17 protein-coding genes and 1 tRNA gene are annotated in these 21,482 nt (G+C 33.4%); 2 read left to right on the top strand and 16 right to left on the bottom strand.

What is annotated here, in order from left to right:
* Positions 1-33: 33 nt before the first annotated feature.
* The 12 genes from BR30_RS38715 to BR30_RS36840 form a co-directional block, all read right to left on the bottom strand.
* Complete coding sequence (locus tag BR30_RS38715) at positions 34-591, bottom strand: HNH endonuclease (RefSeq protein ID WP_331280803.1); 558 nt, start codon at positions 589-591, stop codon at positions 34-36.
* Between the two features lie 60 nt (positions 592-651).
* A complete protein-coding gene (locus tag BR30_RS0120360) occupies positions 652-891 on the bottom strand; it encodes an EVE domain-containing protein (protein ID WP_026566614.1) in 240 nt (79 codons plus the stop codon).
* A gap of 218 nt (positions 892-1,109) precedes the next feature.
* A complete protein-coding gene (locus BR30_RS34060) occupies positions 1,110-2,093 on the bottom strand; it encodes a reverse transcriptase family protein (RefSeq protein WP_051633691.1) in 984 nt (327 codons plus the stop codon).
* 256 nt (positions 2,094-2,349) lie between these two features.
* On the bottom strand, positions 2,350-4,293 hold the full coding sequence (locus BR30_RS0120350) for a retron Eco8 family effector endonuclease (protein ID WP_026566613.1): 1,944 nt from the start codon (positions 4,291-4,293) through the stop codon (positions 2,350-2,352).
* Positions 4,294-4,675: 382 nt separating this feature from the next.
* A complete protein-coding gene (locus tag BR30_RS34055) occupies positions 4,676-6,775 on the bottom strand; it encodes an ATP-dependent nuclease (protein WP_081825514.1) in 2,100 nt (699 codons plus the stop codon).
* 549 nt (positions 6,776-7,324) lie between these two features.
* Complete coding sequence (locus BR30_RS0120340; RefSeq protein ID WP_026566612.1) at positions 7,325-8,776, bottom strand: hypothetical protein; 1,452 nt, start codon at positions 8,774-8,776, stop codon at positions 7,325-7,327.
* 540 nt (positions 8,777-9,316) lie between these two features.
* Complete coding sequence (locus tag BR30_RS0120335) at positions 9,317-10,744, bottom strand: hypothetical protein (protein WP_026566611.1); 1,428 nt, start codon at positions 10,742-10,744, stop codon at positions 9,317-9,319.
* Positions 10,745-11,525: 781 nt separating this feature from the next.
* A complete protein-coding gene (locus BR30_RS35360; RefSeq protein ID WP_051633689.1) occupies positions 11,526-12,506 on the bottom strand; it encodes a hypothetical protein in 981 nt (326 codons plus the stop codon).
* Positions 12,507-12,662: 156 nt separating this feature from the next.
* On the bottom strand, positions 12,663-13,271 hold the full coding sequence (locus BR30_RS0120320; RefSeq protein ID WP_155928732.1) for a hypothetical protein: 609 nt from the start codon (positions 13,269-13,271) through the stop codon (positions 12,663-12,665).
* A 432-nt stretch (positions 13,272-13,703) separates the two neighbouring features.
* Positions 13,704-13,901: a hypothetical protein gene (locus BR30_RS38040; protein ID WP_155928730.1), complete on the bottom strand. Its 198-nt coding sequence runs from the start codon at positions 13,899-13,901 to the stop codon at positions 13,704-13,706.
* Complete coding sequence (locus tag BR30_RS0120310; protein ID WP_026566609.1) at positions 13,882-14,853, bottom strand: tyrosine-type recombinase/integrase; 972 nt, start codon at positions 14,851-14,853, stop codon at positions 13,882-13,884. The genes BR30_RS38040 and BR30_RS0120310 overlap by 20 nt, the downstream gene beginning before the upstream one ends.
* 170 nt (positions 14,854-15,023) lie before the next feature.
* A tRNA-Sec gene (locus BR30_RS36840) sits at positions 15,024-15,120 on the bottom strand.
* A gap of 265 nt (positions 15,121-15,385) precedes the next feature.
* On the opposite strand from BR30_RS36840, the gene BR30_RS0120305 reads away from it, so the two are divergent.
* On the top strand, positions 15,386-15,811 hold the full coding sequence (locus BR30_RS0120305) for a DUF2621 domain-containing protein (RefSeq protein ID WP_026566608.1): 426 nt from the start codon (positions 15,386-15,388) through the stop codon (positions 15,809-15,811).
* Positions 15,812-15,887: 76 nt separating this feature from the next.
* Here BR30_RS0120305 and BR30_RS0120300 read toward each other — a convergent pair whose 3' ends face one another.
* Both BR30_RS0120300 and BR30_RS0120295 read right to left on the bottom strand, forming a co-directional pair.
* On the bottom strand, positions 15,888-16,367 hold the full coding sequence (locus BR30_RS0120300; protein ID WP_026566607.1) for a CcdC family protein: 480 nt from the start codon (positions 16,365-16,367) through the stop codon (positions 15,888-15,890).
* 176 nt (positions 16,368-16,543) lie between these two features.
* A complete protein-coding gene (locus tag BR30_RS0120295; RefSeq protein WP_026566606.1) occupies positions 16,544-17,251 on the bottom strand; it encodes a cytochrome c biogenesis CcdA family protein in 708 nt (235 codons plus the stop codon).
* 280 nt (positions 17,252-17,531) lie between these two features.
* On the opposite strand from BR30_RS0120295, the gene BR30_RS34045 reads away from it, so the two are divergent.
* Positions 17,532-17,708, top strand: coding sequence for an aspartyl-phosphate phosphatase Spo0E family protein (locus BR30_RS34045; protein WP_035445758.1), 177 nt, complete (start codon positions 17,532-17,534; stop codon positions 17,706-17,708).
* Positions 17,709-17,815: 107 nt separating this feature from the next.
* Here the strand turns inward: BR30_RS34045 and BR30_RS0120280 are convergent, their stop codons facing one another.
* Together BR30_RS0120280 and BR30_RS0120275 are read right to left on the bottom strand one after the other, a co-directional pair.
* The gene (locus tag BR30_RS0120280) at positions 17,816-19,609 is read right to left on the bottom strand and encodes an ABC transporter ATP-binding protein (RefSeq protein WP_026566605.1); all 1,794 of its coding nucleotides are present in this window, start codon (positions 19,607-19,609) and stop codon (positions 17,816-17,818) included.
* Position 19,610: 1 nt separating this feature from the next.
* Positions 19,611-21,362, bottom strand: coding sequence for an ABC transporter transmembrane domain-containing protein (locus tag BR30_RS0120275; protein WP_026566604.1), 1,752 nt, complete (start codon positions 21,360-21,362; stop codon positions 19,611-19,613).
* Positions 21,363-21,482 lie beyond the last annotated feature (120 nt).

Here is a 21,482-nt window from a genome sequence, read left to right as displayed (position 1 = left end):
AAAAATGTTCTCCCTATGCCATTTCACATACTCTTACTGACCTTCATTCATCCCAATCCTCATAGTTTGATTGATATTTAGAAATATCCTAGTTCTCTCATCCAGACACTCTGAAATCAATATTCTTCCATCTTCATCAAAACTCATAAATCCCTTATCAAATAAGGCATCATGATTTGGACATAATAGCAATCCATTATTAACATCTAGCCTCTCTTGACTATTAGATTGACTCCAAGGCTTTATATGGCTTGCCACAAGGAATCTTTCATCCGAAACACCACATAATCTGCATTTCTTCTCAACTGATAAGAGTTTCTTTTTAAACAACCTCTGACCTATTCTGGACTTGAAAATCCGCTCTTTCTCCGTATCAGTTATTTCATTATCAAGAAGATTTTCAAAATCATTTGAATCCGGTACACTTTCTATGTTACCAACGCTGGAATCCCATAACTTCTGAAGTTCAGCTGCATGTTCTGGTGGCAATAAGAAATTTGTTTTGGTTCTTTGTCTAAGGATAAGTAACTCTTTCAAAACAGGATGTTCAAGAAGCGACATTCTTCGAATAAATCCTTCTTGCAATTTCACCTCAAGAACCTCTAATCTTATACCGATGTAGGGGTTCTTCCAATCATCAGTACGCCAATATTACTTGTTATCTTCATCATTGGGTCTTTCCTGAGGTAACCCTATTACTCGGGTCTTTGCTAGTATTCCTCCAGTCCGCCTCTCTTCTCCATCTGACCTCCACATAAATACCACATCATTAATTTTTATTTCGTCACGGTAACCTTTTTGTCTTAATGCCCACCAAATGTATCTAAGATTCTTAACATAATTATTTATATCAAAAAATTTAGGATTACCTTGAAATATCCATGTATTCATTACTATCATCCTTATTAATGCATTGTATAAAGTTAAATTTAGTTAACATTATAGGAAAATCATACCATATGACGACTAGGTTTTTGAAGATAAAAAGGTAAACACAGCATTATTTATCTTCAGATGAATATTTAACCAAAAGAAAAGCACCTCCAAATCCTAGACTGTGTCTAAAATTTGGGGTGCAGTTGAGTTAATCTAAATAAATCCTCTAATTGTTATTTGATATCTGATAATCTTTCTAACATTTTTTCTGTTCTTTTTATTCTATTAGAAAAATCACAGGTATAATCTTTTATTGATAATGCATTAAAAGATAATAGAAAGGCTCTGTATCCAGCAAGGTAATTTATTATTTGAACCTTAGACCAGTCATCACCCTTGGACAAATCTATCAAAATGGGATTAACTGATTGTAACCTCCTAATATACTCTGTAAATGTTTGAGGATACTTTTTAATCGAGCCATTATATTCAAACGTATAAAGAAGTGTATTCAATTTTTTTAGTTTTTTTCTTGTTAATGAGATATTATTTGATACAACATATCCATTCAAGATAATCTTTTCATTAGTTTTAATTACTTTTTTCGAATTAATTCTCAAATTTATATCCTTTAGAATCTCTTTTAATTTACCAATAAAGAATGATTTATGAATCTCGGAAGTCTCCGAAGAAAACAACATATCATCAGCATATCTTGAATATTCTACTTTAAACTTTTCACAATACTTTCTAATTCTAATGTCTATTCTTCTCATGAGTATATTTGATAGTTGCGGAGAAGTAACCGCTCCTTGAGGGAGACTACCATTTAGTGTAGTTATGGTAATAATTTCATCGATAACATTTTCCTTTTCGTCAGGGATTTTAATATCAATATATTCAGATAGAGTATCTCGAACTAAATTAACTTTTAACGAGTTAAAAAAGTCTTTTATATCAATTCTTAAGAAATATTTTTTTTCACAATGAGGAATTAGGAAATCCAAGTAGTTTTTCCCTTTTACAAACCCACAAACGCAGTCCGATAAAGGTATATTTTCTAAAAAATTCACTAGAAGCTTTTCTTGTAATTTTCGTAACAAACTACCCTGCTTTACTGCATTAATTGTTCTTTGCTTTTTGTTAACTTGAATATTAAATGTATCATAGTATTCATTGATATCTTCTATCGTGGGAACCTCATCAAGAATATCCATTCCTAAAATTTTCCCTTGGAAATAATCCTTGCTATAAATGGGTGATTTGATAGAATCTCCCCCTTTATAATAATAATAATAATAATGAAGTAAGTACTTCCTGAAAGCGATGCAGCTGCAGCAAAGTGACAGCGAGAATACGCTGGAGCAAAAAGCAACCTTAATCCCTTGGCTTTTATATTATCATCTTAAGTTTTTCAGACTCTAGACGATTGCAACAAGGAGAAATTATATGTAATTATAACTTCTTTACTACTTACCTCATTATTACTTCTAACTTTTTAATTATATCAGCTAATTCTGGAAAAAGACTATTAAATTTTAATTTTTGGTTTTCTGTTTCAAATCTATCAAAAATATAATTGAAAAACTCTGAAATCCAACCTGAACCTTTTTTAAACTTTTTTAACTCATAAGCAATCTCATATCCTTCTTTTATTTCCGAGATAGTGCATTCTGACATTTTATTTTCACTTAATTTAAATAGTGGTTCCAGGTTCCCTTCAATTACCGTTTTTAAAATATTTATTTTATATGATACATTTTCACTTTTATTATAAGCAATTTCTAAATTATCCTTATCAGAATACCTTGTGTTATCATCTATTAACCAATCATAGAAATATTCATAGCTTGACTTATTTACTATGGTACCTTCAATTGTTGTATGAACAGGATAGACATTATAATATTTACAATAAGCTTTTATAAGTACTCGGAAGGTATAAAATAATTCGTCTCCAAATATTAAATAGTCTTTGTCATAATTAAATTCAATCTTATTTGAAATACCTACAATCCTTTTCCTCAAATTTAGCAATTTTCTTCTCTTTCCATATCCATATTTTTCACGTTTTATTATTTCTTGGTTTTTTAAAGGGTTATAGTTATCTCCAGAAATATTAAACTTTTTCTTTCCATTATCATATTTCACTATTTTATCCATATCTAGCAAAAGTAAATATGGAATATCTAAATTACGTTGGAATGGGTGAGAAACATCTAAAGATATATTATTGGAATTATAGGTGAAGATTTCAATCTCAGATAATACTGGATAAAGTTCCTTTAGAGTAGGGTTATTAAATATCTCATATTCAGTAACCCCTTCGACAAATAATATTCCATTTGAAAAAAAATAACTAGCTTCTTTATCACTAATAACTTTATCACTTTTTTTATTTTCTAGGTTTTTTACTTTTTTAACATTAGTTTTGAGTTTACTCTCATATATCTGGAATATATTTACACCACCAAATACCAATGCATTTTTAACAATTCTTGGTGAATGTGTAGCAAATATAGTTTGTATTAGTTCATTTTGTGAATATATAAACTTATAAAGGTCATCAATTAAAGTTGGGTGCAATCCTATTTCTGGTTCATCTATAATAACAATAGGATTTTTCACCTTACTTTTATGCAGTTTATCTAAAATTGTATAGAATATTCTTAAATAATTATAAGAATTATAACCTTTAGAGTAAAAATCTAGATTATTTTTCTTAAATTTGAATTTCTCCCCTCCAAATTTTAACTTATAAATTTCTTTGAATTTATCACTGTTACTAAAAGGCTGTACATTATATTCTAACCCCTCAATTTCAGATTTCAATTCAACAAGATATTCAAAATACTTTACTCCATAGATATCCTTTAAAATTTTATCTAATTCCTTTGAGAACTCTTCCTCTTTTTCACTCCTTCTTTGACCCAAATCACCAATTAAATTCCAGACATTATCCCAATCGTATAAATCAATATTCCTTACATCTATATAATAAATAGGAAATAAATACTTTATTAACTTTCTTTCTTGGTAATCATGACTCCAAGATACAGTATTATTTTTATACTGTTTAAATGTTAAGTTTAAAGTGGAACCTCTTTCTTGAAGTTTACTAATCTTTTCAAAAAACTGATTTTCTGGCTGGCTCTTACCAATTTCTAAAAAGTCTTTCAAATCAAACTTTATACTTATTTCCGCATGGTTATTGTAAGGATTTTCCTTGTCAAATATATCTGTGTCTAACTTATTTTCCATTAGATTTTCATAAAAATAGTATAGATATTTTTGAATATTCGTCTTTCCTACTCCATTTTTGCCAATCAAAATATTTATATTTCTTAAATCAATATAAGTATTACCTAAACTCTTTACGTTTTTAAATCTTATACTTAAAATACTTATGGTATTCACCCTCCTCTAACAAAAAACATCCAAATCCTTTACCTTAAAGGTATTTTTCTTTATGATATTGGTCTCTATTAAAAACCAGAGTAGTTCCTTCTCGTTCCTATCTTATTTAACCATTCAATACTTTTCAATTTTCATTTCTCCAAATTCTCTGCCTCTCTTTTTACTATATACTTGTTATCTTACATCAATTAACTGTTAGATTAAAAGACATCCTATTATTTTAGGTATTAATAAAGTTTATTGATAAAATCACAGTTTTATTAGTTTATGACCATTTTGAATCCCCCGCATAAATTAAGGGCTTACTCAAATTTGAGTCATCCCAGAATACTACATCTTTAGTTCTAATCATCTCTTTACGTTTCAATTGGAAATAATCTGATTACATATCAACAACTTGCTGAATTGCTCTTCCATATTCTGTAACATCAAGTAAATCGCTTATTGTATACTGCTCATTTGTTACCGACTCTAATAGTTTTAACACAGCTAATTCTTTTCTGTTTTTTAAATCAGAATCCTTAATGACTTTATCAGCCACATCAGTATAATAGTCTTCAAGTTCTCCTTTTCGAAGAATCATTATATTATTTTTTGAAAGTATACTCATAAACTCATCTACCTTGTTTCTCAACCGCTCGTTATCTTGGAAATCTTCGTAAGTGACCTTCTTGCTTACCTTTGGTCGAAGATATAACCATAGTTCTCGAAGCCTCGAGTCATACTCTTGCATAGTACAAATTTCATCAAGTAATTGACATAACGCTTTAGCGTCTTTTTGTTTTTCTGGAGATAATATTTTATTTTTAATTTCTTTCGCTTTAGTAAATTCAGATTTATATGCCTTCATCCCATTACGGATTTCACCTAATGTATTGTTGTCAAAATCACTTACATAGTTTGATATTTGTTCCAATCCTCTTTCTAAATAATCAAAATCAGCTATAGCATAATATCTTATACCCAAGTCTTTCAAAATCTTTATGTAACTCGGGAATTGACTTTTTCCACCAACTTGAATAACAGAAATATTGTTTTTATCCAAAAAACCTTTTTCACCATACATATCATCCGCAATGGCAGGAATTAGGTATTCTTCCCCTCCTTCTACCAAAATAACTTTGTCCGCAAAGAACAACTCGGAATTCTTATTCCATAATAATTGTCTTAATTTTTGAAATTCCTTTGTCCTCGGTTCATCGGCTTGAATATAATATGCCTGTGTACTTTTATCCTCTCCTGATTTTATGACGATAATGTTTTCAACATTTGTATCCCTTAGAAATTCTACACTATGAGTTGTGATTATAACTTGATTTTGACCTATTCCACCTTGCGTTATAAATTCATCTAACTTTGCTGCAACCATTCTCCTTGCTTGTGGATGAAGATATAACTCAGGTTCTTCTAAGGCGAGTAATGAGTTTCCTTTATGAAACATTGAACAATAGTAGGAGAATAAATTGATAATTACTACACTTTGCATACCACTGCCCTTTTCGTGTAATGTTGTCTCAAAGCCATCATCAATATACAGTTGCACCTCTTTATAAAGCTGGTCTAAATCATTAGAAATGAACCTAAAATTGAGAGAACTTTCAGGGAATAAATTAGGGAATTTAGTTCGAAAATCCTCTGTTGCATTTTCAAAAATGTGATTACTCATAGATATTAATCTTTTGTTCAAATTCTCAAATTCGGGATTCATTGTTTTATCCCTGTTTTCCCACATATTTCTTATTAATTTATTGTACCAAGTAGACTCCCCTAGCTTTAACTGACTTTCTGGTTCTCTAAAGGATGGAAGAATAGTTATTGTAATAAAGTTCTTGGAATACCTACTCCCTAATAACCATCTTCTGTAAAATTCTTCACCCTTAAATTTCACTATTACTCCATGGAATTTTTCTGAGATATATTCATCCCTTTCAGCATGCATATACAATATTACTTCTTCAATATCTTCTAACACCTGTTGTAGTTCTTCACGTTTATATCTTTTTCTTCTGAATTCAACCTCAGAAACATCCATTTTTAAAATATCGTTTAATTGTCTTATTCCATCTACTTCCTTGTACCAATTTAGCATGCCATCTTCCTGTATAGTAGTACTTGGCGGCAGTTCAATATTTTCTATTAAACCCCTTAATTTTACTGCTATAAATAATTCCTTAGCATTTACTAGTTTGTTATGTCCAGAGTCATTCACTTCTGTAGCATGGAAATCGTTTATCTCTAATCGCTGCCCCCGACTTTCCCCTATTACATTCCCCATTGCTTTAATGATGTTACTCTTGCCTGCATTGTTTTTACCTACTAATACATTTCTTCCTAGTCCAAACGGAATATGTAAATTTTTAATACTACGGTAATTACTTATGTATAAATCCGATAAATACAATACTACCCCTCCAGTAAGTTCTGCTTTTCCAATCACTTTCATATGCTTGTTACCTCTAGCTAAAAGAATACTTCTATCCATTCTACTAATAACTATCTTCTTCTGGCTTTTTTCATCTGTATGCTAACCGTCCAAAGACATAACTTATAACACTTACATGTGTAATCCAACCGTTATGATAATGAACCTCTATCTTCTAATGTAGGAATATTATACCATGTGTTTTTGAGAAAAAGAGTATTGGAGAATACACTTATTCGAACTATTATTCGATAATAAAAGACGAGTTTTATTAATCTTTGTAAAAACATGTTCTTTTTTCGGCTTAGGTTTTAATCAATTACTTCAACATACAAAAAGAAGAGCCTCACCTGAGTGACTCTCCTCATTCTTCTGAAACTCTTTTCTCCACCATCTTTAAATTTACTTCTATCCGTTTTGTATGTGGATTCTGCAATTCCAATTGCCTATTTGGCAGTGTGTTCTTTATGAATCCATCTTTTGCAACAGTTTTAGTATTTCTATAAATCATGCAAAGAACTTACACATTTGTCACTCAATTCCTCGAACCTTACAATAGTTGAATCATTAACAATCTTATATGAATTATTTAAATTTATTCTCACTATATTATTTATTGTAATCCTCTTTGTACATCCATTTGAAACCGTATGCAGTTTTTTGTCTTCCTTTGCATACTGCAGTTATTCCTTTTGCATGCGGTATACAAAGTTCTTTTCTCGCACTTTCTATAGAATTATGAGTTTTGATATATTCATCGTCTAAAGATATTTGTACTACTGGAGACCTATTATTATCCTCTCTCGTACTTAATTTACCACTTAGGTACTTCTCATAATCCTCTTTGTATATCCAATTAAATCCATATGCAGTAGATTGTCTTCCTTGCAAGACATCCAATATATTTGAGTGATTTGGTTTTCCAAGGTGTCTACTTGCAAATCTTAAACCTCTATGTTCCTTTATCAATTCACCATCTAAAGAAATTTGAAGAATAGGCTTCTCTCTTTTTTCGTACCAATTTTCAGTGGTATAACTACACATACCAACTTTTGCACCCTGCTTTAAATATTTACGAATACTCGCATTACCAATACCTAATTTATTGGAAATATCCATTAAGCTTAAACCTTCTTCATATAGTTTCCAACTTTCATAGGCAAACGAAGTTAAAGAGTTTTTATGACACGCTTCCCAATCTATTGAAGATAAATCAAATGTACCGTTTAATTCACTGTTTAGAATACTATTTTTTACATATCCCATTTCTGATTCTCTACAATCAAGAACAATATAATTATCAATTCCATTGCTTATAGCATTTTTATATTTCAACAAATCATTTTCTTGCTCTTCTTTTAAACTTCTTCCTCTTGTAGTTTCTTGGTAGTGCTGACTACCATGTGCTTCAATAATCATGTTCTTGTCACCTATGAAGAAATCATATCTTTTTCTTTGAGACCATTTGAAAAGCTTTTGAGTGGCATATTTTACTTCTAATTGCTTTAGCATCTGTATTAAAAATTTCTCACTATATGAAACTCCATCTGAACAAGTTGCACAACCGAGACCTTGAACACATACAGTACCAATTGTTTTAAACATTACACTTTTACAATCTGGACAAACGAAGTATGCTTTCTTACTTGAATGTTGTGTATTATTATATGAGTCTTCCTTATTTAGAAACAAACTTGCTAAATGAGGATTTGTTTCTGCTATACTATTTCCATCTTCTATATATTTCTTAACTTTTTTTGCTTGACTTATCTTATATGCACAACTTTTACATCTATCCTTGCCATCTACTTTTCTCCTTGCATTAATTATTTTGTAATACTTTACACCATTAGCTACTTCTCCACAATCGTCACAAACTCTTGTTACAGGCACATTACTCCCAATTTGCAAGTGCTCTACCTTTACACTTATTGTAGTTCCTTCCACATATCTAAGTACACCTCTCGTATCTATCCTTTTAGGTATTTCATATCCTAAATTTTCGTAGTATTTTAAATTATTTCCTATTAATACCACTACTTCAAACTCTAAGATTGTCATTTAATTACATCTCCATTAGTTCTAAATCTTAAGCCTATGTTTAATCATATTCATAGTGGATATCAAAAAATTGAAAGGGGAATATTTAATTCTATAATATATCTTCAAACATTTATCGTAAACGACCTTGAATTTCCAGTATTTTTAATTGTTTATGGTTTCTTATTCAACAATTCAATCCTTATCGTATCGGAATTATATATAGAAGCGTGTAGAACAAGCTACTGAACAGTAACTTTCTAGATGCCCATACCCCTTAAATAAAAAACTTTAAGCATAAAAGAAAAAGAATATCCTCAATTTTGAGAACACTCCTATTATTAATCTCCTACATACAAAACCCATCAGATAATCTAGATGTCCACATGTATAATAATTCATTACTTCTTTCATTATCTCTGTTTGTAGTTCTTTATCTGAAATTTTGCTCAACTGATGTAACTTAAGTTTAATTCCTCGTTCCCTTTGTATGTTTTAATTCCTAAGAGTACATATCTATTCACTTAAATTCATAGTTTACTTCAACAATACATTCGTCTATTAATTAGCTATTTTTAATAATCTTTTAACTTCTTCTTCGCTTAACTCATACCCCATATCTACCTCCCAAGCTGCTTTTACTTTAGCAATTGCTTTAGCTTGATATAGTTCATCTAATCGTATTACTTCGTACAATTCTTCTCGCTGTATTGCTTCAATCTCATGTGCTAATTGTGGAATATTTTCTACTTCATCAATAGTTAAAGTTCTACCCTCTGCATCAGAAATTTCTCGCTCTAAATCTTGCATATCTGCTAGGTGTTGTAGATAGTCAGCTTCCGTAACCTCTGTAAAGTACGTTGCAATTGTAAATCGTTGAATATCTTCTGCACTAACTACTTTAACTGGTGCAGATGGTTCTTCTACGTATACAGCAGGTTTGAATTCAAAGTATACATTACTCCATTCGAACATCGGAACATATAGGTTCTTCTTCTTCAATTCCTTGATTCGTAACTTATCCGACTTGTTAACTGACTTTCGACCTTCTGCAAGTAATAACACATGTTTGCTATGTGTTTGCTTGAATAGTGTTTTGATAAGTGTTCCACCTTCGTAAATTATCCCCAAGTCTACTGCAACTCGTTCTAAGCTTTCTAGGTCACATGTGAACTCATATTTATAAGCTTTAAAGATGTACTCTAGCTTATGCTTTCGAATAAGGTTATTCTTAAACTTCTCCTTGTAAGCTATAACCTTTTCGCAATCTGACTTATACATATCTTGCTTCATGATTCCAAATTCTTTCATAAATCTACGCTGCAACTTATCAACCGATACTATTTCTTTTATTGTTAAAGGTCGTTTAGAATTTTTAGTCGTTTTACCATACATGATATCTTTAAAATTTAATACTTGAAGCTTCTGCAATTCCTCCATGAACGTTATATAGTTACGCTTTAAACGATTAGATTCGTTATTTACATAGTTATCTACGAAGTCGACATCATGCTCATTAGGTTTATAACCTTTGATATTACTCCATAGCTTCTGCAATGACTTAGTATTACTTTTTCGAATATCTGCATCGTAGGTACACGCTACGAACTTGCCAGTTACAACTCCCATTTTAGAAAGATGTGTTAGAAGAGATAAAGGTTCGACGTTCTTGTTCTTCCACATGTAGATTAGTGCTAACGACTTAAAGTCATCTATATATGGTGCAGGAGCTTTACCACTTCCTTTTAATCGACCTCCTGCATCGACATGTTCGTATTCTCCATCGACTTCATAAGCAATACGACCATTTAGTTCAATCTTGTTAACGATAGTGAACTTCTTAGTCAATCTTCTATCAAGTGACTTCCTGTTATTACTATTTAACTTCCCATTTTTAGCAAATGCTTTATTCATTGCTTCTGTTCCAACTAAATGTAAAGCATCTACAGTTTCTAAAATACGCTTCTTATAAAACTGATTTTTTACCACTATTTGACCTCCATTTTTGATTGGTTTTTACTGACTATTTTAAGGTGACAATTTCTAATAGTAAGTACTAATATTCTTAATACTTAGTACTTGAAATTGTCACCTTAATTTTGATAGGTTTTTACTAGTTTTTTTGACAAATAAAATTGGTGTTTTTTTGTATTTTATGATTTGGTGTATTTGAAACATGCTATGTTCGATATCTACCATTGAGTCATATTGGTAAAACTCAAACCTGCTACCTTAGGACAATGCTTTTACCAACATACTTTATTTTTAAGCTGAAATGGAACATATACAGTCAACTTAATCCTTTTTATTTTTCTTGAAACTCTTCTGATTTTGAATACTTGTTTTTTACTGATATTAAACATTCATTTGGAGCTGTCAATAACTCCTCTCGCTCATACTATTTTTATTACTCGACCCTCTCTTTCGATTTAGTTTGTTTTGTTTTAGCCTTCCCCTAGAAAACACAAAAAAGGAGTGAAACTACATGTACCTACCCCGTTAGAAAACACACTTATCCCTGTAAATAAAGGTATAAATCATACCAACCTATGATTTAATCATAGGCATACAGAATATAGGTGTGCCTCCTAATGAGGCGGTTGCATGTAGTTTCACTCCTTACATAGTTTATTTGTTTGATGTAATTCAATTATTAATTTTAGTATATATATTATACTATTATCATTATCGGAATGCAATAGATTTTTCATAGTAAAAATAAATAAAGTACTCAATACGGTCGTTGAATAGGACAAATAGCGAATCAACTCTATACCAGTCTTAGAACATTTCTCAAGATGTTTTCAATATCATCTTGCTCACGATAACTTATTCTAATCAAGTTTATATTATTCTTAATAGTATACTCGTCCTTAAGCATATCATGATACTGCTGGGTTTTTAAGTCATGTTCTTCGTGTATCTGTTTATCATGGAACTCTCCATCATACTCAATTAGAAGTTTAAGGCTACCATCCTCGTTGTATATAACAAAATCAAACCTAAGTTCTGAGCCATTAACGCCTCTCAAGACATCAAATGTGTATTCCCTATCAAACTTTATTTTATTTGTTTGTAAAAATAATCGTATTCGTCTAGCACCTTTACTTTCCTTACACAAAGGACATCTCTGACCATTAAGGAAATTGTTTGGCTTAATATACCAAGTATGATAATCACAATAATCGTTTATGTGTCTCATTTTCACTTTTGTATGGTTGTTAGAATAGCTACGACTTAACACCTCATATTCCCCACCTGTTAAGGTAAAAACTTCTTGTTTAAACTTTTCTAAGCTTTTTCTTTTATCTACTGCTCTCTTCCTATAAGAACATTTTGGACAGCGTCTGCCCAGTAGAAACTTGTTAGGTGTAACAGGATATTCATAATAACCACAGGATTCATTGTTGTGTTTCATTTTTACATGTTTATCCGTTCCGTTATACCTACTTAATACAGTATATTTATTACCAACTAACTGTAACACCTCTTTTACAAATTGTTCATGAGTTTTAGTAGTTTTTTCGTGACTTCGTTTATGCCTACATTTTGTACATCTTTGTCCACTTAAGAATCGATTTGGGGTCATTAGAAATCCTTCTGTAAAGCCTTCTGGGCAATTCTTCTCATCATTATGTTTGAATCTTATTTCTGTTTTAGCGTCAATATACTGTTCTATCACTATGTAGTTCTCACCACTTAATTCATATACCTGATTAACAAACTCTTCGTGAGTCTTTTTTTTAGCCATATTTACCTCCTATTTAACTATTAGTGCGAACTTTCAACATTCTCATTAATCTTTTCCTCTTTCTCATTACTCTCCAGTACTTCCAATTTGGACATAATTAACCTTAGTAATCTTTACAATGGTATCTCCATGCACCCTAATTCTTCTATCATTTATCTAATACACTTTAACCCCATCTAAATCCTCAACAATGTCACCTAACCATCTTTTCATATTTAGCTTCATTTGTGCCTCATGAAAGGTAGCTAAACGCTTTTTGTACAGCTGCCTGTATTCTTCTAGCACTGATAATTGTATAAAGTAATCTGGGTAATTCTCAATCTTTTGATAATAGCTGCGATTTATTAATGAAATTGGATGTGATGTGAAGCATTTATTCTCATAGCATACTCTGTGTGCGAGATTAAATTTTCTAGGGAATACCTGTGTCCTCACATTAAGATTTCTGAGCCCCTTATACGTGTCTTTAGGTATGTGTTTATGCAACTTGCTACTCTTCTTTCTAAGTTGCTTTTTAACCCCATTTGAGTCAAACAACAATAAACCGTCTCTTAAATTGTAGTAACGGAGAAATGATAGTAACTCTGAAATTGCCAATGCTTCGGCAACGTTGCTATCGGATTCATCAACAACTATCCTCCTACGAATTATGCTTTTATCTTCAAAGATAATAACGAAAGCTAGAAATGTTGTTCCCCCTTTTACTGAACAATCTGTATAAGCGATGAACACTATTTCACCTCCAAACTTTACTTCCTCATTCATATTACTATACTGGAACATTTTTTTCAATAAATAAACTGAATGTTCTGATAACTAAGTAACACACTAATACACTGAAATATAACCTTCATCCCACTCGCAAAAGAATAATCTAAGATACATAATGTTATTTTAATATATTAAAAATATAGCATTTGAAATTAATACCCATGTTACCCTTATAAGTTACTACCTTATTTTTCTTTTGAAAGAGGTATTAACCTTTACACAACAAAAAGAAAAGAGAACAGTCATATGACTGCTCCCTTAGCTTACATGTTGTGGTTTTACTTTTTATATTTCAAACTCTTTAATTCTAGACAGAATGGCATAATCAGACCATTTCAGTTGATTGAATTTTGGATTAAATATCTTAATAAGGTATTGCTCAAGGTTTTCTATTTCCAATTTTCTATATAAAGGTAATATATGGTTTTATGCTCGCTCTATTTCTTCGGAAAAATGCCTCGTATTCGCACTATTCTTTATACCTGCTTTAAGGTCATTTCTCTCAATTAAGAAAATCTGACCATTTGTGTCTATCTTTATCATCCTAAGATATCCTTCCATTTCTATACAAATTTTTTTAAATGAATCCCCCATTTCTTCTTTGTTACTTTTTACTAAAAACATAATTCAACGGGGAATGAATATTATGCTGATTTTGTACGTCCATATTTGTCATTTGCACGTACCGCCTTACCATATTCATATGCGAATGTCCGAGTATACGCTGCAAACTGAATGGGTCACCACCATTTAATATATAGAATAAAGCACCAGTATGACGCAGTGTGTGAGGACTGCAGCGTTTATTATTAATACCTGCAACATGACCATATAACCTCATATTGTCTCGTACAGTAGCCTCACTCATTCTTTCACCCTCATACGTTAAAAACACATATTCATTCCCAAAATCCTCTGTTTCAACCATATACTCACTAAGCAATTTCGCTGTTTTTGCTGATATAGGAACAGTACGAGCAACTCTAACTTTCGTATCAGCTGCCTCTAATTGAATGGTTAAATTTTTAAAATTAACATTTTTCCTTTTAATATCAACTAATTCGGATACCCGAACCATAGTATCTATTAGAACAAACAAAATTACCTTGGTTCTAAACCCAGTATAGGAGGACTCATCAATGGCACCTAAAAGCCTTTTAAATTCTTCTGGTGTGAATGCTTCAACATTATCAATAGGTGCTTTGATTGGCTTAAAGCGTTTGTGAATAGCTTCTTGAATCCACTGCTTATCTTCATGGATGTATCGTAAAAATGACCTCATTGTTCTAACACGTATGTTTACAGTTGCAGGTGAGTAATCCAACTCATCACACATGTAACTTATCCATCCAGTAAAAACCTCTGTAGTCATTTCCTTTGCTGATATTTCTCTACCTATATATTCCATAAAGTATTGAAAGTTATTGTAATATTCTTTAATGGTTCTTTTTGCTAATCCCTCTCCCTTTTTAATTAACATGAATTGCTCAAACATCTCTGAAATGGAATAAGCAAAACCTCCATCATTTACTGATTTTGCTTCACGTTTAACACGCCTTAATTGACCTTGACGCAAAATAAAAAACCCCTTTCATAATAAAAATTACGTAAGAGGTTGAACGGTTTTATGTATCAGTCTAAAACGGTTTTTCATTACAGCCTAACACAGTCTTTCGTGAGACTGGTCGAAATCCGTTTGGGAATAAGCACAAACACTTATTCGGTGTTAATTTGAAAACATTATTTTGGCGGGACTGCGTGGGAATCGAACCCACCAGACCTGGCACGCAGGTCTCAAGCAGTTTTGAAGACTGTGGAGGACACCAGTACCCCATTCAGCCCCATAGAAAATTTTCAGGAAGATAGAACTATAGTAACATAGTTTAATTTAAGTTATTTTACTTTCCTGCATTTGTTATCATATTACAATGAAAAATGGTATTAATCAATACAATCGGCGTACCTGTCACTTTATCGACAAGCTTTTCAACAATAAAAGAACCGTAATCTGGCTTGCCAATATGCTCCTAAAACCATCGATACTTGTCTTAATCCATACAAACAGACTATAATAAGAAGAAAAATAGTTATCTTGTAGGTGAATAGATATGCTTCATGGTTGGTTTTTATGGTTTATCCTCTTCTGGGTATTTTTCCTAGTTGGTTCTTTTGCCATTGGTGGATTTTTTATGTTCCGAAAGTTTTTGAAAAAGATGCCGAAAGAAGACGGTAAGTCCGTTATGGATTGGGAAGAACATTATGTTAATGAATCCCGTCACTTGTGGGGACTTGAGGAGAAAGATCTCCTTGAGGATTTAGTCAGCCCTGTTCCCGAGCTTTTCCGTGATGTGGCCAGACATAAGATTGCTGGAAAAATTGGCGAAATCGCCTTAAAAGAAAAAGCTCCAAAAATTACTCAAGATTTAGTTATTCGTGGCTATATCCAAGCAACACCAAAAAGAGATCATAAATTCTTACGTAAAAAGCTTTTTGAAAATCGAATTGATGTAGCTCCCTTCGAGCACCTATTTTAACCGTCCATCATGGGACGGTTTTTTGTTTTTCAATGAAAAAAACTGACCCTCTAAAGGACCAGTTTTCCACACCAAACTATATCTGTTTATCACCATGAAGCTGTTTAAACAGTTTTTTATAGTCCAAATACATCGCAATTCGCCAAGGCACAATCATACAATAGGCTAGGAAGAAGAACATGCCGCTTAGTTCACCAATATCGATGGTCGCACTTAGTATCGACTTCATAACTAGGCGAACAACTAATAGCCCAATCAATATAAAGAAAAATGCCTTGGACCGTTTTAGATAAATATCATTATCGCGGATCTCAAACTTCGAGGTTTTAATAAGTAAAATAGAGAATAGCATCCCCACAATCGCTGCCTCGATCATTTCTGCTCCAGTTAGTCTAAATTGCGGATCCATATACATTAATGCCCCACTTGACATGAACAGAGGCGGTAGAATTATTTTACGAGCATTGGTGGGTTTTTTTGCGGCTTTCATCCGGACCACTAAGGCCAGACTACCCATAAACACCGCTCCGATTGAAGAAGCAAGAACTATGTTCATTAGATTCATTCCTTATCTAATATATTTACTAACCCATTATAACTCAAATAAATCGATTTGAAAAAAATTATCTCAATAAAAAGGTAGCCCATTTTTACCAACCTAGTTATTAATACAAAAAAGGAAAAACCTCCTCAGGAATTTCCTATACAATTAATATTTATATTTTTATATATTTAGAACCCTGTAAAGCCACCAAACAGATTTGAAAAAATCGAAATGATTTTTGTCATCCAGTCAAAAAATAAAACAATCCCCATGACAATCATTATGTAACCACCAATTTTGACGATTTTCGTGCTGTTCTTCTTAATCCAATTCATACGGCCAAGGAAGAATGAAAGTATAAAGAATGGAATCGCAAAACCTAGCGAATAAGCAATCATATACATCATCCCAGAACCAGGATTAGTCGCTGCTAGCGAGATAACAAATGAAAGAATTGGACCGGTACAAGGTGTCCACCCAGCGGCAAACGCCATCCCAATTAACACAGAACCAAAATAGCCGGAAGGACGATTTTTAAATTCAATACGACGGTCTTTCATCATAAACTTCGGATTTAAAATTCCAACGATCACTAAACCAAAGAAGACAATAAAAATTCCGCCGAGCTGACGAATCAGATCTTTATACTGTAAGAAAAAGCTTCCTAGAAACGAAGTTCCAAATCCAATCGCAATAAAAATAATCGAAAAGCCTAATAGAAAAAATAGGGTGTGGAGTAGACTCCGCTTTTGAAGCATGGCATTTTCACTCTTTAACTCACCAACAGACATACCTGTGATATATGAGAGAAATGCAGGATAAAGCGGTAAACAACATGGTGAAATAAAACTTAAAAATCCTGCCCCTAATGCTAAAAATATATTTACATCTGACATATTAACACTCCCACTATAGTCGATACGTTTCTATTCTAACAAATGTTTGTTATAAATGATAATGATGAACTTGAATATTTTGTGTCGCCGCTGGTTTTTCTGCTTTTATCAAATAGTCCTTTACAAATAAATATATGCATAAATTGGATGGATATTTATTTACATTTCTCTTTGTAAAAATTTACAACATAGGTTATACTAGTAAAACCAATGGAAATTTGATATATTAGTATTCTGTTTTAACCAATATTTAGGGGTTACTCTGGAAAGGAAATCGGCCGTGACAAAGAATGATTTAGTTAACTTAATTGAGAAAAAACGAGCTGAATTAATTCAAGTCGCTACTAGCAACGGCTTGACATCCTCCGTTGCGATTCGCTACAGCCAGGAGCTTGACCACCTCTTAAATGAATATCATCGTGTATATATAAAAAAGGTTCCATCATCAGCCTGTTAAGAAAAAACTCCTATAAAAATACTAAAAGCCTGGCAGCGATGCCAGGCTTTCTTCATTGTATATCTCCAGTCCATACTCAGATAAAATAGAGCTTACAACTTCTGTTGTCAATTCACAACATCCTCAAGACGCTCTTCCACTCCATTTTGTAATAGGAACATTTTATGGTATAACCCGCCTTGGGCCAACAGTTCTTGATGGGTTCCTCTTTCGACAATTTCGCCCTGATGCAAAACTAAGATTAAATCTGCATCCTGAATCGTTGACAATCGATGAGCAATTGCAATGGTTGTTCGCCCTTTTCGCATTTTGGCGAGAGCTGTTTGAATGGCTTCCTCTGTTTCCGTATCAATATTGGCTGTTGCTTCATCTAGGACCAAAATCTTCGGATTGGTTGCAACCGTTCTAGCAAAGGCGATTAATTGCCTTTGACCGCTAGAGAAAGTGGTCCCTCGCTCCACCACCTTATGGTTAAAACCATCCACCAATTTTTCGATAAAGGTATGGGCCTGGACAAACCTAGCCGCCTCTTCCACTTGTTCGTCCGTCATGTCATTCATATGCAGGCGGATATTGTCCTTTACCGTCCCGAAGAATAAAAATGGATCCTGTAATACGAGGCCCATTTTCTCCCGAAGCTCTGTTTTTGTGAAGTTACGAATTGATTGTCCATCAATGAAGATGTCACCCCGTTCATATTCATAGAACCGCATCAGCAAATTGATGATGGAGCTTTTCCCACTTCCGGTATGACCAACTAGGGCGACGGTTTCGCCTGGATTTGCCGTGAAAGAAATAGATTTAAGCACATCCTGCCTCCCATTATAGGAAAAACTTAAATCCTTAAATTCAATCTTTCCTAGTTCAATCGATAGGCTATTTTCTTCCTTTTGTGCCGGTGCTAACTCTTCCTCATCTAATAATTTGAAGACGCGTGATCCTGCGACAATCGCTTGCTGGTACAAGGAAAGTCTCATCATCATTTGATTAACCGGTTCAAAAAAGCGATCCAAATAGTTGATGAAGGCATATAAAACTCCGATTTCAATGACATGGTTCAAAGATGTGAGCCCAAAATATGATAACACGATGATTAATGCTAAAATGTAAATCAAATCAATCGCAGGTCTTAAGAGCAGACCGTCAATCTTCAGATTCTTCATTCCTGCATGATAGTGTTGGTCATTTATCATTCCAAATTCAGCACGGAGTCGTTTTTCCTGACGAAACACTTGAATGATGCCCATTCCTGACAAAGATTCACTTAACTTGGCATTTAACTGGCTCAATCGTTCGCGCATATCAAGGTAGAATCGTGAACTTAACTTTCGATAGAGGTTCATGACAAATAATAGCATCGGAAGGATAATGACGCATAATAATCCAAGTTTGATATTCAAGATAAACATCGCGATAAAAATCCCCGATAATAGAAACCCACCTTGGATAAACGTTGCAATGACAGTGACAAACATGTCTTTAATCGCTTCGGTATCATTCGTTACCCTAGAAACGATACTGCCGGCAGGTGTTTGATCAAAATATTTTAGCCCAAGTGACTGAACTTTAGAAAAAACATCGATTCGAAGCTGTTGGATAATTTTTAAAGCAAGTTCTTGGAATTTTACAAATTGAAAAAACATCAGAATGGCTTTTATGATTTGAATGCCCATATAAGTGGAGCCAAGGATTAATAGAGGTTGAAAAGCGAGCTTTCCAGGTGTTAAATAATCATCGATAAATATTTTGACTAAGATCGGAAGGACAATATCACCGATGGTTGTTAATAATAGAAAGATAAATGCCATTCCTATCAGTTTTTTATGTGGTTTCGTGTAGGACAGCAGCCGGAATAATATATTTCGTTGTTCACGCTCGGAAAGCTGTATTTTTTCTTCCATATTAATGTCCTCCATGCTCGACCAGCTCTTCTAGCTGCTGGCGTAAATACATTTGCTTATACCATCCGCCCAGTTCCATTAGTGTTTCATGGGTGCCTCTTTCGACAATCTTACCTTCATCGAGAACGAGAATGAGATTGGCATGTTGAATCGCGCTTAATCGGTGGGAAGTAATAATGGTTGTTTTTCCTTCCCTGTTCTGTCTTAACGAGGAAAGGATGGCTTCCTCTGTTTTTGCATCTACCGCAGATAAGGAGTCGTCGAGAACCAATACTTCTGGATTCATCAAAATAGCCCGGGCAATCGAAATCCTCTGTTTTTGCCCACCAGATAAGGACACCCCCCTCTCCCCAACAACCGTATGATAACCATCTACAAATTGGAGGATGTCATCATGGATATTCGCTATCTTTGCGGCATTCTCTACTTCCTCTGTAGTGGCGTTAGGGTTTGTAAAGGCGATATTTTCACCGACTGTGGCCGAAAACAAAAAGTGGTCTTGTGGTACATAACCAATCGCTTCACGTAATTTTTCAAGTTTGTAGGCTTGAAGTGTCTTCCCACCAAAGGTAATTTTCCCTTGATAACTATCAAACTCCCGAATGAGCAACTTTAAAAGAGTTGTTTTTCCTGCACCCGTTTTACCTACAATACCAAGTGTTTCCCCTGCTTGCAGTGAAAAGTGAATATCATTTAAAACAAGTTTTGTTTCACCTGGATAAGTAAACTTCGCAAGATCGAATTCTATTTCCCCTGCCGGCACTACGTTTAAGGCATCCTCAAGATCGGTAATATCTACTTTTTCCTGAAGGAGCAGGCTGACACGGTCATAGGAAGCCCTGCCCCGCTCAACGATATTAAATAACCAACCAAATGCAAGCATCGGCCAGATAAGCAACCCTAAATATGTAGTAAACGAAAGTAATTGTCCGATCGTTAGTTCTCCATTCAGTACGTATTTGGAGCCAAATACAATCGATAAAAAGAAGGAGATTCCCACAATAATTGATATCGTTGGATCAAATAGCGAATCAATTTTTGCAACGATGATATTTTTTTGGACAACATCTTCTGATTGCTTCCGAAAGTCCTCAATGTCTTCCTTTTCCTGACCAAATGTCTTAAGGACTTTAATCCCGGTAATACTTTCCTGAGTTTTATCATTTAAGGACGAAAAGGCTTCTTGTGCCTGATAAAAGCTTCGATGGAGCATCGTTCCAAACCAACTCGTTAGGATGACCATAAAGGGCATCGGAATCAAACAAATTAAGGTGAGTTTCCAGCTGATTGTAAATGCCATTGCACAGATAACAAAGCCACCAGTTGACAGCGAATCAACAAAAGTTAACACGCCAACACCAGCCGTTTGCTGAATCGCTTGCAGATCGTTTGTGGCATGGGCCATCAAATCGCCAATTCGACGTTTTTGGTAGAATGATGGAGACATATTGGTAAAGTGCTGATACAGCCGATTCCGAAGCAGTCTACTGAGCTTTACAGATGAACCAAAAATCATCACTCTCCAATAATAGCGGAGAACATACATAGCCAAACCTACAGCAATGAGTGCACCTACCCACTGAAGAAGTGTTCCCTTAGTCATGGTCCCATCCTTAATTTCGTCAGCAATGATTCCAATGACCATTGGCGGCACTAACTGAAGGACAGCCACAAGCATTAAAATGCATATCCCAGAAATATACGCTTTTTTCTCTTTTTTAAAATACCATCCTAAGTCTAAAAATACTTTCATCCAACCGCCCCCAAAACACAAGAAAATTATTGCTATTAGGCAAATTAATCCAATAACTGAGGTTTAATTTTACCAAATATTATCAAAATAAGAAAGATTAAGAATACTTACTAAGGACTA

Source organism: Bacillus sp. UNC41MFS5 (assembly GCF_000686805.1).
Note: the sequence above shows the minus strand (reverse complement) of the source record. Positions and strands in the feature narration are given on the sequence as shown.